The following is a 15,055-nucleotide window of genomic DNA, read 5'->3' on the forward strand; positions in this document are numbered from 1 at the left end:
AAACAGCATTAATAAGTCGAAAAGCATTCAAGTGATTATCAGGCCAACATTCTTTCGCCGGCATTTTTACTGCCCGAAAGGAATTATTAATTGTTAATAATCCGGAAATGCAATATTATGAAAAAAAATAAATTATCGTTTACATAAATAAATTATTTTTAAAAAATCAGCATTCTATTAACATTCATCGCCTACGGCAAAATGTAAAATGCTGAAATATACCATAGATAGTTTTACAATCTTCACCCGAACTCAGGTTATTAAAAGAACCCTTTCAGTTTTTTATAAATAAATTTATTGTTCAGGCACAGATTCACTACAAGGTTAAAAATCCATTTCCGATCCTGAATAATTTTCCGGGCTAAATATGCTTTTCTGTTTTTTGACCTGAATTTATCCTGCATCATTTTATCATATTGTTTCATAAATGGAGTCGTAAAATTATTTTGTGCAAAACACTTTTTAGCATGCCAGCCGGCATACCTTCCGGATACCATTGCTTGTCCTATCCCCTCACCCGTCAGCGGATTGATTAACGAAGCCGCATCGCCGCAAAGCATAAATCTGTTACCCGAGATGGCAAGTTCCCGTGAGCCCAATGGCAGGCTGTAGCCTTCCACTTTACCCACAATTTCGGCATCTTCAAACCTGTTTTTCAGACAAGGAGTATTTTCAATAATCGAAATCAGCTTTTTAAGTAAGTTTATTTTCTTTTCTGAAACAGTTTGAGATAACATTCCTACACCAACATTTGCATAATTGCCAGGCAATTGAAAAATCCAGAAGTATCCCGGGAAAACATCTTTGAGAAAATGCAGTTCGTAAGTTGATTCAGGAATACCTTTTACATTTTTGAAGTATGCACGTGCCGCTACCATGTTGTGTTTTAAATCCATTTTTGTATCTGTCAACTTTTTTCTAACAGTACTGAAAGCTCCGTCGCAACCAATCACCAGCGAAGATTCAATTTTCAGATTTTCACCGGCATCTATCATCACACCCTTGTCATCCACAGTAATATTATGAACAGGAGTATTTAAAAATAAGGTAACATTGGGAAGCTTTTTTGCCAGTCCCAGCAAAAAATTATCAAAGTGAATCCGTTTACAGATAAAACCTTGTTCGGGATAGCTGAAATTAATGGCTTTTTCATTTGGCGCTACTATGCGGATGGTATTCACCGGTTCTTTGTCGGTAAATCCTTCCAAAGCCTTTTTATACTTTGGATTTATAGTATTTAAAACCTTGGGGATATAAGCCGCCACAGCTCCGCCACAGATTTTATCACGGGGAAAAGTACTCTTCTCTAAGATGGCAATTTGTAAACCGGAATTTTCCAGGGCTAACGCACAAGTTGTTCCGGCAGGACCGGCTCCACAAATGACAACATCAAATTTTTCAGGCATTATTTAATTTTCAAATTTTTTGTAATTGCAATTTTTGTTACAACCGATCCTGAAAATTTCAAGATTCTTCAACCAAAACAATTGTACTTTTTATGTTTCCAAAATTGCAAACCTATTGCCTGCAGACAGGTTTAGAAATTGAAAGCAAATCTCCACAATTCCCTTAATCTTAGCCTCAACCTTAACCTGAATTAATAAACATAGCTTGTCACCCTAAACGCGGGATTAACACATTAGCACGTCAACAAATTATTAAATTACCTGATATTAATTGCGTATGGCAGTCGTGCCTGTACACCGGAATATTCTTTCAACGATTTCAGGTAGCTGTAATACGTGTAATATTCGCCAAGGTTTGCTTTAATTCTCGATTCTTCGTAGCCGCCCGAAATTTCTTCAACTATGCGTGTCAGGGCATCTTTTTGCCGTGGAAGGTTCAGCAGGCGGTAGTTGCCCAGTTTTGCCATTTTAGCCGCTTCTTTAATGGCGTCGTCGAGTCCGCCGATAGCATCTACAAGGTTGATATTTTTGGCATCGGTTCCACACCATATTCTTCCCTGCCCGATGCTGTCAACGCGGGCGGTGGTAAGTTTCCTGCCTTCGGCAACATGGCGGACAAAGGTTGCGTAAATATGTTCAATTTCCTGCTGAATGGCACCTTGTTCGTAGGGGGTAAGCGCACGGTTAGGGCTAATAAAATCGGCATAGGGATTGGTTTTTACACCGTCGAAAGTGATGCCTAACTTGTTATTGAAAAATTTTTGCAGGTTGGGAATCATCCCAAACACGCCTATAGAACCCGTGAGCGTAGTGGGGGAAGCAAAAATTTTATTGGCGTTACAGGCAATATAATATCCGCCGGAAGCTGCCACATCACCCATGGAGGCAATAACGGGTTTTACCTTCTTTGCCAGTTCCACCTCGCGCCAAATCACTTCCGAAGCAAGGGCACTACCTCCAGGTGAATTAATTCTGAGAACAATAGCCTTCACCATTTTATCCAAACGGGCTTCGCGGATGGCTTTTGATACACGTTCAGAACCTATGGTTTGGTCGTCGCCTTCGCCTCCTGTGATGCTACCCGAAGCATATATAATGGCTATCTTGTCTTTCGAAGTCTTCTTTTTTTCTGTTTCAGGAGCGTTCTGGTATTTGTTAAGCGACATAAAGTTGATTTTTTCGTCTTTTTGCAACCCTAGTTTTGTGCGGAGTTCGTCGAGCAACTCATCTTTATATACTAATTTATCAATGAGTTTGCATTTAACTGCATCTTCGGGCAACCGTATCTGCAATTGGTCGGCAATGCGGTTGAGTTCTTCCACGTTTATTTTACGGCTTTGCGAAATGCCGAGCAGCATATTATCCCAAATACCGCTCACATACTTTAATGTCTGTTCGCGGTTGGCTTCGCTCATTTTATCGGAAACGAAAGGTTCAACGGCGCTTTTAAATTTGCCATGCCGGATTACCTGCATCTCGATATCGAGCTTTTCGAGGGTTCCTTTCATGAAAAAAATCTGTGCCGAAACACCTTTAAAATCAAGCGAGCCTTCAGAATTCATAAAAATTTTGTCGGATATACTTGCCAGATAATAGGTTTTTTGCGTGTACGTTTCGGAGTAGCTGTACAGAAATTTGCCAGAAGTTTTGAAATCAACCAATGCGTTACGTATTTCCTCTACGGTGGAAATTCCTGCCGGAATAAAGGAAAGATCGAGCAAAATACCACTGATATTAGGATCGTTCTTTGCCTTTCGGATGTTTTTCAGAATGTCGTTTAATCCGGGAACATTGGCGTTCTGCAATGCAGAGAAGTTAAACGTTTCAACAGGGGTGCGGTCGGAAACAGGCATATCAAATTTCAGCCGCAGAACCGTGTTTTTAACTACGGTAGTTTCTTTATCACCGGCAAACGAAACGAGGGATGCAATGATGCCTATTGAGATAAAAAACACAATCAGCAGGGTAAGAAAAGTACCCAGCATGGAAGCAAACATAAATTTAAAAAATTGTCTCATGGTTTTGGTTTTTAAAATTCTATGCAATTTTAATACATTTTTTTCAAATAGTAAATATCTTGCCGGACGTTTTTAAAATATTTTAACGACAATGTTTTTTTTTCAAAAAATGATTTGATATTTGTACAAGGGAAAATTGAAAACCTACATGTTGAAAATCAACAAAATATGTAAATGGCTGTTTATTATAACTTTTCTTCTGTTAAACGACGGAAGTGCAAGCTTGTTGTATTCATATTCAGGGGCAGTACACACTTCTCCCAACATAGATGCTGCCGGTTTGTGTGTTAATTTTTATTCCTGTGGCAAGCCCTTTCCGGCGTGGAATACCTTTTTATTTAATGCAATGCCTTCCGGTAACGAAGAAGGTTACGGGAAAAATACCATTACCGGTGTATTGAAGGATGCAAAGAATAGAAGAATCGTTTTCCCTATTGTTTCGGACGGAAAAGCTACTTCCAGGCAACTAGCTGATTTTCTTACGGGCTGTAACCCCATGATTGCCTATGATAAATCCCTGGAGATTGCTGAATTGTACATCGAGGAAAGCAAAAATGAAAAAATCAATCATGATATGGCTTTCTGTCAGATGTGCCTCGAAACAGGCTTTTTGCGTTTTGGAGGAGTGGTAAGCGGAAAACAATATAATTTTTGCGGGTTAGGCACTACCGGAAAATGTAGGGGGGAAGTATTTCCTTCTGCGCGTTTGGGAATTCGTGCACACATACAGCATCTTAAAGCATATTCTACTAAAACTTTGCTCAACATGCCTCTTGTAGATAAACGATTTTCGAAAGTAAAAAGAGGCTGTGCCCCGACTATCCATCATCTTTCGGGAAAATGGGCAACAGACAGGCGTTACGGAAGCAAAATCGCAAGTTTGATGGGCAGGTTGTATAAAAAATGTAATATACATGTCCATGGCTGAGGTTTTTGTATTACTGGGGGGCAATACCGGCGACAGAAAGGAAATTTTAAGGAAAGCTTCCGGGCATTTAGAAAAGAGGGCAGGGCATATTACCTGCAAATCTTCGATTTACGAAACCGAACCCTGGGGTTTTACTTCTGATACGGCTTTTTTAAACCAGGCAATGTGCCTGCATACCCTGCTTTCGCCCCGGGAAATCCTTACTGTTATTTTGCAAATTGAAAAAGAAATGGGAAGGCAAAGAATCGGAAAATCATATGCATCGCGACCCATTGATATTGACATTCTTTTTTATGAACATCTGGTAAACAATGAGCCTGACTTAGTAATCCCCCATCCGAGACTGCATTTACGAAAATTTTCACTTATACCTCTTAACGAAATTGCAGGCAGTTTTATTCATCCGGTTTTACAAAAAACAATAGAAACACTGCTGAAAGAGTGCAAAGATACGCTTAAAGTAGTTAAATATCTGTAGAATATGTTGTATAATTATATTTGTATAGAAGGAAATATCGGGGCGGGAAAAACGAGCCTTGCTACCAAAATTGCCGCCGACACTCAGGCAAAACTCATTCTTGAACGATTTGAAGACAACTCTTTTTTACCTAAATTTTATGAAAATCCACGCCAGTATGCCTTTCCGCTCGAACTTTCCTTCCTTGCCGACAGGTACCAACAACTCAAAGAACAGTTGACATCCGAGTTGTTTGTCCCGTTTACTATTTCCGATTATTTTATTGCCAAGTCGCTCATTTTTGCACAAAAAACCCTTGAAAGCGATGAGTTTACCCTGTACAGGCGTCTTTTTGATATTATCATTTCAGCACTTCCCAAGCCCGACCTGTACGTGTATCTTTATGTTGATATTGAAAAACTTAAACGTAATATTAGCAAAAGAGGCAGGACGTATGAACAAAATATTCAACCCGAATATCTTGAAAAAATACAGGCAGGCTATCTCGACTATTTTAAATACATTCCCGAACAAAGGATACTGATTATTGATGTAAATAATATTGATTTTGTGAATAATGCCGATGATTACCGGCTGATTACCGAAACCATTTTCAAACCTTATGATAAAGGTTTACACAGAGTTATTTTGAAAAATGCAACGTAAAAAGATAGATTTTAATTAAGTTTGTTGCTAATACTTTTTGAATGCGAAAGACTTCATTGTCAGAAAAACTGATACTTAATTTCTTACTGCTGGGTATTGGTGCCATAGTCTTGGTTGGCTTTATTTCTTTTTACACTGCACGTTTCGAACTCAAGAAACGTACATACGAACAACTTACATCCCTGAGGGTGTTAAAAAACAACCAGATAGAAAGTTTTTTTTCCGACAGAAAACGTGATATTCGCCTGATAGCCAACTCTGCCGATATAATAAATTCACTGAACCAACTCAACAGATACAGCGCATCAATTACAGCAAAACATATTTCTTCTTCACTTCCTGCCTTCAGGCAAAACAGGTATTTAATCCGGTATTTAAACTCCTGCGGATATTATAACCGTTTTTTTATCTGTAATGCAGGGCAAGCGATGATTATTTCCTCAACCCGGGCACCAAACTCGGGACAATGGTTGAAATATGAAAAACGACCCGAATATCTGGACGCCTTGTACCGGAAGACAAAATCTTCTCTCTCCACTGTGATAGAAGACATACCCGCAAGCATGAAAGATAAAGCAGTATGTATCGCTACCCCTATCCTGAGCCACGAAGATCAGTTTTTGGGAATAATGATTCTTGAAATAGCATCTTCGGCTATCAATGCAATAATGGTTGAAAACAATCCGATGAATGGGCTTGGAAATACCGGGGAAACCTATCTTGTGGGTAGCGACAGGCTTATGCGAAGTAATTCCCGCTTTCATCCCAATTCCATTTATCGAACCCGGGTAAATTCTATTGCCGTAAATCGAGCAATTAAAAACGAAACAGGGACCAAAGTCATCAGAGATTACCGGAATAAAGAAGTTCTTTCCTCGTTCGGGAAAATTCATACTAAGGGGCTGGAATGGGTGCTAATTGCCGAGATAGATTACGACGAAGCCATTGATCCTATTTACAAAATACGCAACGAAACAATTTTTCTCAGTATCATTGTTTCGATGGTACTGTTTGTATTCGTTTTTTTCTTTTCAAAAAAAATTACAAAACCCATCAAACGGTTGCAAGAAGCTGCCAACAAGGTAGGTAAGGGCGATTTTAGCGAAAAAGTAGAAATCACTACCCATGATGAAATAGGCGAACTTACCGAATCTTTCAACCTGATGATTAACCAGTTGAAAACAAAAAACAAAGAACTGAAAGAGGAAAGGAAAAAAAGAATCCGGTCATCCATTGACGGACAGGAAACAGAACGGCAACGTCTTTCACGCGAATTGCACGACGGACTTGGCCAAATGTTGATTGCTACCAAACTAAAACTGGAAACGCTTATTCATACCGATCGGTCAAAATTTATATATACCATTGATAAAATTAAAGAGATGTTCGACAGCACCATTAACGAAGTGCGAAACATCTCCAACGACCTGATGCCTCCCGTATTAAACGAATTTGGGCTGGTAACGGCATTGCGTAACCTTTGTGATGAAGTATCGGAAAGATACAAAGTGGAAGTTACTTTCTCTTCGGATAAAATTTCGGACAACCTGGGAAAAACGCCCAAAACCTACCTGTACCGCATAGCTCAGGAAGCACTCAACAATATTGTAAAACATGCTGATGCTACCCGTGCAAGTTTGTCAATCACCCACCATAAAGAAGAAATACAACTTATTATTGCAGATAACGGGAAAGGTTTTAATTTTGGCAGTCCTTCGGTAGAATACGGCAACGGAATCCATAATATGCGCGACAGGGTAAACTTATTGAATGGAAATTTAAAAATTGAATCCGCACCCGGCAGGGGGACTACAATAAAAATAACAGTACCAGTAATAATCAACCAATCTATTGAATAATATGGAAAAAATAAAAATTATCCTGGTAGATGACCATCAAATAGTTCGCGATGGAATAAAAGCATTGCTAACCGGTGTCCCCGATTTAGAAGTAATTGGAGAAGCTTCAGATGCTGTGGAACTGGCAGAATTATTAAAATATAAAAAACCAGATATACTTTTACTTGATATTTCACTGCCAGGTATGTCGGGAATAGAAATAACCCGAAACCTTGTTTTGGAACATCCCGAAATTAAAGTGCTTATTCTTTCCATGTACACCAATGAAGATTTTATCTTCAATGCAATTAAAACTGGTGCCAAAGGATATCTTCCGAAAAATACTTCGCAAAAAGAGATAATTGATGCTATTAATGCCGTTTACAGGGGAGAAGAATATTTCAGTGAATCCATTTCCAATATTATCCTGAAAAGTTATATCAAAAAAGTTAAAACAGGTGACGAACCAGAAGAAATAACACAGGCAGTATTATCCAAAAGAGAATTGGAAATCCTGAAACATTTTGCCGAAGGTTATTCCAATCAGCAGATCGCGGATAAACTTTTCATCAGCATCCGTACCGTAGAATCGCATAAAAATCATATCATGCAGAAACTTAAACTGAATACCACGGTTGATTTGATCAAGTTTGCTATTAAAAATAAGATTATCGAATTGTAAGAACACCGACTTTACATTATTGTTTTTTCTTAGAAATCCTTCAGTGGCATACCTATGGTTTGCCTTCGTTTTATTTGAGAAAAAATACGTTTTAAATCTATTGCAGACCAATCTTATACTTCCAACATTTGCAGACAGAAATCAAATTCTTTCTGCTTATGAATTATAAAAAACTCACATTACTCTTCATCCTGATATTAACCGGCAACGTATGGTTATTAGCCCAAGAAAAACCTTCTAAAGTTAATGTTGCTGTAGATTTAATGAGTCGTTATGTTTGGCGCGGACTGGATTATGGAGCCTCTCCAAGCATTCAGCCCACTCTATCATTAATTCATAAAAACTTTGAAATTGGTACATGGGGAGCCATCAGTACACAAGGAACCTATTCCGAAGTAGATATTTACGCAAAATATTCATTAAAAAGATTTTCTCTTATAGCAACCGATTATTTTTTTCCGGAAGAAATTGTTCCCGTGGAACATCAACACAAATATTTCAATTACAATAATAATTCTACAGGCCATGTGTATGAAACTGCACTTCAGTATAAAGGGCCGGAAAACTTTCCGGTAAGCATCCTTGCAAGTACTTTAATATATGGCGCGGATAAAAAATTTGACAAGTACGAAATTGACCTAGTAACCAGCGATACTACTTCAAAATATATAAATAATTATTCAACCTATTTTGAATTAGGATATTCCGCTGCCATTGCCGGAAACAACGTTGATTTATTTATGGGTTTCACCTCGGATAAAGGTTTTTACGGAACTTCTGCCGGGATAGTAAACCTCGGGCTTACTGGCTACCGGAAAATAAAAATTACCGACAGCTTCGAACTGCCCTTAAAAATTTCTGTAATTACCAATCCGCAAGTAAGTAACATATATTTTGTTGCCGGCTTTTCTTTTTAAAAATCATAACTTATTTATAACTAAAAAAATATAACATATGTTAGACACTGGTTCAACCGGGTTTATGCTGCTAGCTTGCAGCCTTGTAATGCTAATGACCCCCGGCTTAGCATTCTTTTATGGTGGACTTGCTACCAAAAGAAATATCCTTGGCATCATGATCCAAAGTTTTGCTTCCTTAGGCTGGACAACGGTATTGTGGTTTGCTTTTGGATACTCTCTATGTTTCAGCGGAGGCGAAGGTGGTATTTTTGGCAATTTCGATAAGGCATTTCTGAATGGTGTTTCCACCGATTCAATGTATTCTAATGGAAAAATACCTGAAATTGTGTTTATCGCTTACCAAATGATGTTTGCCATCATCACCCCGGCCCTTATCACCGGAGCCTTTGCAAATCGTGTTAATTTTAAGGCATACATGGTGTTCCTTACTGTTTGGCAGATTTTGGTTTACTATCCTTTTGTACACATGGTTTGGGGCGGTGGATTACTTGCCCAGTGGGGAGTTCTTGATTTTGCAGGCGGAATCGTAGTTCATGCTACTGCAGGTTTTGCTGCTCTGGCCTCTGTTTTTTATGTTGGTGCACGTGTGGATAAAAATTCAACGCCTAACAGCATTCCGCTGGTAGCTATTGGTAGTGGATTACTATGGTTTGGCTGGTATGGTTTTAATGCAGGAAGCGAAGTGGCCGTGGACAAAATTACCTCTGTCGCCTTTTTAAATACCGACGTTGCTGCTTCTTTTGCCACAGTAGCATGGGTTGTGATAGAGTGGATACGCGAACGCAAGCCAAAATTTGTCGGCTTACTCACCGGATCCATCGCAGGTTTAGCCACCATCACTCCCTGTGCCGGTTACGTACCACTATGGGCGGCAGCACTTATTGGAACCATCGCAGGAATTGTATGTTACCTTGCCGTTCAGATGAAAAACCGCTTAAAATGGGATGATGCGTTGGATGTTTGGGGGGTACACGGAGTGGGTGGTTTCCTTGGAACTATTTTATTAGGTGTTTTTGCTTCCAGAACCATCAACCCTTCTTTAGTAACCGAAGGTTTATTCTTTGGAGAATCTTCGTTTTTCGTTAAAGAATTGATTGCAGTAGTGGTAGCAGCAGCTTATGCTTTTATCTTCACATATATAATGTTAATAGTCATAAATATGTTTACTCCGGTACGCGTTCCGAAAGAAATGGAAAAATCAGGTCTTGATGAAGGACTGCACGGGGAACGCGCATACGATGAAGGTGCTCTATAGTTTTATAGTATTTTAGGTTGTTGTTTTGATTTTTTAAAAAAGCTTCTGATTTATTCAGAGGCTTTTTTTCTTATTTTTGCAGCTCAAACTTCATCATATGAAGAAGCTGATATTTACCACATTAATTTTAATCAGTTTTTGTGGTTTTTCTCAAAATATGAATCAAAAAGTAATGGATTCAAAGAAAAATATTGAAATCCTCCTCGGCTACTGCAACCGCCAAGGCTTTTCCATCTGCCCTTTCGATAGTGCCTACCAGGCCGGATACCCATCCTATACTCCGGATGCTGCCGTATTAGAAGAAATCGCCCCTTTGCTTCCGGAAATTACCATTACCATTGTGATGGGAACCTGGTGTGGCGATAGCAAAGATCAGGTTCCGCGATTTTATAAAATCCTGGATGCCTTGCAATTTGACGAATCAAAAGTAAGTTTGATTTGTGTGGACAGAGATAAAAAAGCCGGTTTCGTCTCTCTCGAAGACATGAATATTCAATTAGTCCCTACTTTTATCTTTTTCAGAAATGGAAAAGAACTGTGCCGCATAGTAGAAACGCCATCTGAAAGCTTAGAAAAGGATATGCTACGGGTACTTTCTGTTCAGTAATATTACTTTTTGGAAACTATTTTTTGGAAAACTCAATCAACACAATTTTTTTAATTTTATCATTTTATAATGCTGATATTTAAAACTATTAAAGAGATAAATGATTTTATCTCCCTTAAAAAACGGGGACAAAAATCCATAGGATTGGTTCCAACTATGGGAGCTTTGCACCGGGGACACCTGTCGCTGATACAAAAGGCAAAAGAACAAAACGATGTGGTGGTTTGTAGCATTTTCGTCAATCCCATTCAGTTTAACAACCCTGAAGACCTGAAAAAATACCCAAGAACACCACAAGCCGACCAGGAACTGTTGGAAAAAGCAGGCTGCAATGCCATTTTTTCCCCGGATGAAAAAGAAATGTACCCGGAACCGGTTACTAAAGTATATGAAATGGGTGGATTAGAAAAAGTGATGGAAGGTGCTTTTCGCCCGGGACATTTCAACGGAGTTGGTGTGATCGTTCTAAAACTATTCGACATTATTCTTCCCAACAAAGCTTACTTTGGCGAAAAAGATTTCCAGCAACTTACCATAATAAAATATCTAACAAAGATTTATTCTTACCCGGTAACCATCGTCCCCTGCCCTATTGTAAGGGAAAACAACGGGTTGGCAATGAGTTCTCGAAATGCCCGTTTGACAGCCGGAGAAAAATCCATTGCACCACTTATCTACCAAACCTTGGTTAAAGCTAAAGGAATGTATGAAAATAACCAGGAGTACTATTCGGCAGACACTGTTAAAAAATGGGTTGTAGAAAATATTGAACAAAATAGCCCAATGAAAGTTGAATACTTTGAGCTTTCGGACATTGATACCCTCCAGCCAGTAAGTAACTGGACTTCTGATAATGGAATCATCGGATGTATTGCTGTTTATCTCGGAAATGTAAGGTTGATTGATAATATTGTTTTTATTCATAATTTTGCATCATGCAAATAGAAGTTTTAAAATCCAAAATTCACCGGGCAACCGTAACCCAGGCTGATATTAATTATGTGGGGAGCATCGCCATTGATGAAGATTTGATTGAAGCTGCCAATCTCATTGAGTTTGAAAAGGTGCAGGTATTAAATATTAACAATGGAGAACGCTTTGAAACGTATATAATTAAAGACGAAAGAGGTTCCGGTGTGATTTCCATTAACGGAGCAGCAGCCCGTAAAGCGGCTCCGGGCGATTTGGTTATTATTGTATCATATGCATCTATGGATTTCGAACTGGCTAAACAATTCAAACCTACTATAATATTTCCCAACGCACACAACAAATTATAAATTATTGAAAAAGAAATTTTTTTCGATATTAAGGTTTACATTCTTCCTGGGAATCGGGATTTTTTTTATATGGTTATTCCTCAGAAACCTTACTTCTACTGAAAAACATGAAATAATTTATTCGCTTAAAAATGCAAATTATTTTTGGATTATTATTGTAGTTTTTATTGGTATCTTTAGCCATTACATACGGGCAATCCGCTGGAGAATGTTGTTGGAGCCATTGGGCTATCAACCCCGGAAAGCCAATGTTTTCTTTTCTGTATTTATCGGATATTTAGCCAATATGGTATTGCCACGGCTGGGAGAAGTAAGCCGCTGTGGAGTGCTTACCCGCTACGAAAAAATACCCTTCAACAAAGGTTTTGGTACCGTGATTACCGAAAGAGCCGTTGACATGGTAGTGTTTTTCCTGATATTTTTTGTAAATACTATTTTTCAGGCTTCAAGGTTATATTCCTATATCGAGCAAAAGGTATATCAGCCTTTTTCTGTAAAATTTAACCATGCAGCCGATTTTTCCGGGTCTATTAAAATAATTATCTTTTCGGGCTTAATACTTCTTGTGGTATTGTTTTTCCTGTTCAGAAAAAAAATTATCTATTCCCGTTTTTATACTAAAATCAAAACGATGCTGTTAGGGTTTCTCGAAGGGATAAAATCCCTGATGGGCATAAAAAAACCCCGGCTTTTTATCTTTTATTCCTTGCTGATTTGGTTTTGCTACCTGCTGATGTCGTTTCTTGTATTCTTCGCCATGCCTGCCACGAAACAACTGGGTTTGGATGCAGGTATTTCCGTATTGATTTTTGGCACCATTGGTATTATGCTGGTACAGGGGGGTATAGGAATTTATCCTGCCATCGTTGCCGAAACATTGTTTATTTATGGTATTCCGGAAGTATCCGGCTATGCAATGGGTTGGTTGATATGGATTTCGCAAACTATTACCATTTTAATTATCGGACCATTGTCCACCATTCTCTTGCCGATTTACAACAAACATAGCTATGGAAAAAATTGAAATCATTCGCTCGAAAATACTGGATGCAGAAAGTCTCGACAGAAAATTAGCCTACTGGCGGTTTAAAGAACAGAAAATTGTCTTCACCAATGGCTGTTTCGATTTGATACACCTTGGGCATATTGATTACCTGGCAAAAGCAGCCGATTTTGGCAATATATTGTTTGTAGGTTTAAATACAGATAATTCTGTAAGAAAGTTGAAAGGCATACATCGCCCCATCAACAACCAGGAAGCTCGGGCGATGGCTCTGGCTTCACTGAGTTTTGTAACCGCCGTGATGCTTTTCGACCAGGATACCCCTTACGAACTGATAAAAAAAGTGCAACCAGATATTTTAGTTAAAGGCGCCGATTATGCTCCGGAAAAAATTGTGGGTTATGATATAGTGAAAGCCAAAAACGGCGAAATAATTACCATTTCTCTTACCGAAGGTTATTCTACTACTGCCATTGAAGAAAAAATACGTAACTTGCAGCGCTAAGTTGCATCGTTATGCCAAAAGTAAAAACTGTATTTTTTTGTCAGAATTGTGGTGCTCAAACATCAAAATGGCTGGGCAGATGCCCTTCCTGTGGCGAATGGAACACTTTTGTAGAAGAAGTGGTTCAACGGGAAGAAAGCGGAACACATAAGCAAGCTTCGGCAAGGAATGCAGCCAAGCCACATCTGATCACTGAGATAAATTACGATGAAAACAAGCGAATAGCCAGCGGCGACGACGAGTTAAACCGTGTGCTGGGTGGCGGAATTGTTCCCGGCTCCGTGATATTAATTGGAGGCGAACCAGGCATAGGCAAGTCAACGCTGATGCTCCAGGTTTTCCTGAAACTTAAAAAGTTAAAAACACTCTACATTTCCGGCGAGGAAAGCGAACAGCAGATTCGTATGCGTGCCGAAAGGATTGGAATGGATGGTGCATCCTGCTATATTCTTACTGAAACTTCGATGCAGCAAATTTTTCAGCATCTGGAAACACTGCAACCCGACCTGGTGGTAGTGGATTCTGTTCAAACGCTGCAAACAGAAGTTATTGATTCTTCTGCAGGAAGCATTTCGCAAATCCGCGAATGCACTGCAGAACTTCAACGTTTTGCCAAGCTTACTGGAACACCGGTTTTTCTTATCGGACATATTACCAAAGAAGGAGTTATTGCCGGGCCGAAAATCCTCGAACACATGGTGGATACCGTACTTCAGTTTGAAGGCGACCGGAATTACGGTTACCGCATCCTGCGCTCGGTAAAAAACCGCTTCGGGTCCACCTCCGAATTAGGTATTTACGAAATGCTGAATTCTGGTATGCGACAGGTTTCCAACCCTTCGGAAATCCTTCTCTCGCAACGCGACGAAAACCTGAGCGGCATTACTATCGCAGCCACGATTGAAGGAATGCGCCCGATGCTCATCGAAATACAGGCGTTGGTAAGTTCAGCAGCTTATGGCACTCCACAACGCTCCAGCACAGGATTTGACTACAGGAGATTGAACATGCTGCTTGCCGTTCTGGAAAAAAGAAGTGGGTTCAGACTTGGAGCAAAGGATGTGTTTCTGAACATTGCCGGTGGCATCCGTGTGGACGACCCGGCTATTGACCTGGCAGTGATAGCAGCCGTTTTATCGTCGAGCGAAGATATTCCTATTGATCAGAAAACCTGTTTTGCTGCCGAAGTAGGACTTTCCGGTGAAATACGTTCGGTAAACCGTATTGAACAACGCATTTCCGAAGCCGCAAAACTGGGTTTCGACAAAATTTTTATTTCCAAATATAATCAGAAGGGGATAGATAGAAGCAAATTCAGCATCGAAATAATTGCATGTAGCAAGATAGAAAAGGTATTTGCCCGTTTATTCAGTTAAACATTTTCTACGGCGGGTTAAATGTAAAGATTGCCCTATCCATGGTTTTAGCAATAGGACTGTATATAATAAAGAATTACAGTTTTTATTATGCAATCTTTATTTTGGTAAGTA

The 15,055-nt window shown here is 39.3% G+C and carries 15 protein-coding genes; 13 read left to right on the forward strand and 2 right to left on the reverse strand.

Going from position 1 to position 15,055, the window contains the following annotated elements; genetic code table 11:
• Window positions 1-260: 260 nt before the first annotated feature.
• Both M0R21_06085 and sppA read right to left on the reverse strand, forming a co-directional pair.
• Window positions 261-1,406, reverse strand: a complete 1,146-nt coding sequence (locus M0R21_06085; GenBank protein MCK9617389.1) for a geranylgeranyl reductase family protein — start codon at window positions 1,404-1,406, stop codon at window positions 261-263.
• A 257-nt stretch (window positions 1,407-1,663) separates the two neighbouring features.
• On the reverse strand, window positions 1,664-3,424 hold the full coding sequence (gene sppA / locus M0R21_06090) for a signal peptide peptidase SppA (GenBank protein ID MCK9617390.1): 1,761 nt from the start codon (window positions 3,422-3,424) through the stop codon (window positions 1,664-1,666).
• Between the two features lie 148 nt (window positions 3,425-3,572).
• Here sppA and M0R21_06095 point away from each other — a divergent pair, with 148 nt between their 5' ends.
• The 13 genes from M0R21_06095 to radA all read left to right on the forward strand — a co-directional run bounded on the left by M0R21_06095 (window position 3,573) and on the right by radA (window position 14,941).
• Window positions 3,573-4,352: a glucosaminidase domain-containing protein gene (locus M0R21_06095; GenBank protein MCK9617391.1), complete on the forward strand. Its 780-nt coding sequence runs from the start codon at window positions 3,573-3,575 to the stop codon at window positions 4,350-4,352.
• Window positions 4,345-4,830 carry a 2-amino-4-hydroxy-6-hydroxymethyldihydropteridine diphosphokinase gene (gene folK / locus M0R21_06100; GenBank protein MCK9617392.1) on the forward strand — a complete coding sequence of 162 codons (486 nt, stop codon included), beginning with the start codon at window positions 4,345-4,347 and terminating at the stop codon, window positions 4,828-4,830. The genes M0R21_06095 and folK overlap by 8 nt, the downstream gene beginning before the upstream one ends.
• 3 nt (window positions 4,831-4,833) lie before the next feature.
• A complete protein-coding gene (locus M0R21_06105) occupies window positions 4,834-5,475 on the forward strand; it encodes a deoxynucleoside kinase (protein MCK9617393.1) in 642 nt (213 codons plus the stop codon).
• 41 nt (window positions 5,476-5,516) lie between these two features.
• The gene (locus tag M0R21_06110) at window positions 5,517-7,334 is read left to right on the forward strand and encodes a HAMP domain-containing protein (protein MCK9617394.1); all 1,818 of its coding nucleotides are present in this window, start codon (window positions 5,517-5,519) and stop codon (window positions 7,332-7,334) included.
• A 1-nt stretch (window position 7,335) separates the two neighbouring features.
• On the forward strand, window positions 7,336-7,995 hold the full coding sequence (locus tag M0R21_06115) for a response regulator transcription factor (protein ID MCK9617395.1): 660 nt from the start codon (window positions 7,336-7,338) through the stop codon (window positions 7,993-7,995).
• A gap of 158 nt (window positions 7,996-8,153) precedes the next feature.
• Window positions 8,154-8,912: a hypothetical protein gene (locus M0R21_06120; protein ID MCK9617396.1), complete on the forward strand. Its 759-nt coding sequence runs from the start codon at window positions 8,154-8,156 to the stop codon at window positions 8,910-8,912.
• A gap of 37 nt (window positions 8,913-8,949) precedes the next feature.
• Window positions 8,950-10,170 (forward strand): ammonium transporter, encoded by a 1,221-nt coding sequence (locus M0R21_06125; protein ID MCK9617397.1) that lies wholly within the window; start codon window positions 8,950-8,952, stop codon window positions 10,168-10,170.
• A gap of 97 nt (window positions 10,171-10,267) precedes the next feature.
• Window positions 10,268-10,777, forward strand: coding sequence for a thioredoxin family protein (locus M0R21_06130; protein MCK9617398.1), 510 nt, complete (start codon window positions 10,268-10,270; stop codon window positions 10,775-10,777).
• A 69-nt stretch (window positions 10,778-10,846) separates the two neighbouring features.
• Window positions 10,847-11,722 (forward strand): pantoate--beta-alanine ligase, encoded by an 876-nt coding sequence (gene panC, locus M0R21_06135; GenBank protein MCK9617399.1) that lies wholly within the window; start codon window positions 10,847-10,849, stop codon window positions 11,720-11,722.
• The gene (locus M0R21_06140; protein ID MCK9617400.1) at window positions 11,713-12,057 is read left to right on the forward strand and encodes an aspartate 1-decarboxylase; all 345 of its coding nucleotides are present in this window, start codon (window positions 11,713-11,715) and stop codon (window positions 12,055-12,057) included. Before panC ends, M0R21_06140 begins: the two co-directional genes overlap by 10 nt.
• A gap of 4 nt (window positions 12,058-12,061) precedes the next feature.
• The gene (locus M0R21_06145) at window positions 12,062-13,081 is read left to right on the forward strand and encodes a flippase-like domain-containing protein (protein MCK9617401.1); all 1,020 of its coding nucleotides are present in this window, start codon (window positions 12,062-12,064) and stop codon (window positions 13,079-13,081) included.
• Window positions 13,068-13,565: a D-glycero-beta-D-manno-heptose 1-phosphate adenylyltransferase gene (gene rfaE2, locus M0R21_06150; GenBank protein MCK9617402.1), complete on the forward strand. Its 498-nt coding sequence runs from the start codon at window positions 13,068-13,070 to the stop codon at window positions 13,563-13,565. The genes M0R21_06145 and rfaE2 overlap by 14 nt, the downstream gene beginning before the upstream one ends.
• An 11-nt stretch (window positions 13,566-13,576) precedes the next feature.
• Window positions 13,577-14,941, forward strand: a complete 1,365-nt coding sequence (gene radA, locus M0R21_06155) for a DNA repair protein RadA (GenBank protein MCK9617403.1) — start codon at window positions 13,577-13,579, stop codon at window positions 14,939-14,941.
• Window positions 14,942-15,055: the final 114 nt, after the last annotated feature.

The sequence above is a fragment of the Lentimicrobiaceae bacterium genome (assembly GCA_023227965.1).
In the GTDB taxonomy this organism is placed as follows: Bacteria; Bacteroidota; Bacteroidia; order Bacteroidales; family JALOCA01; genus JALOCA01.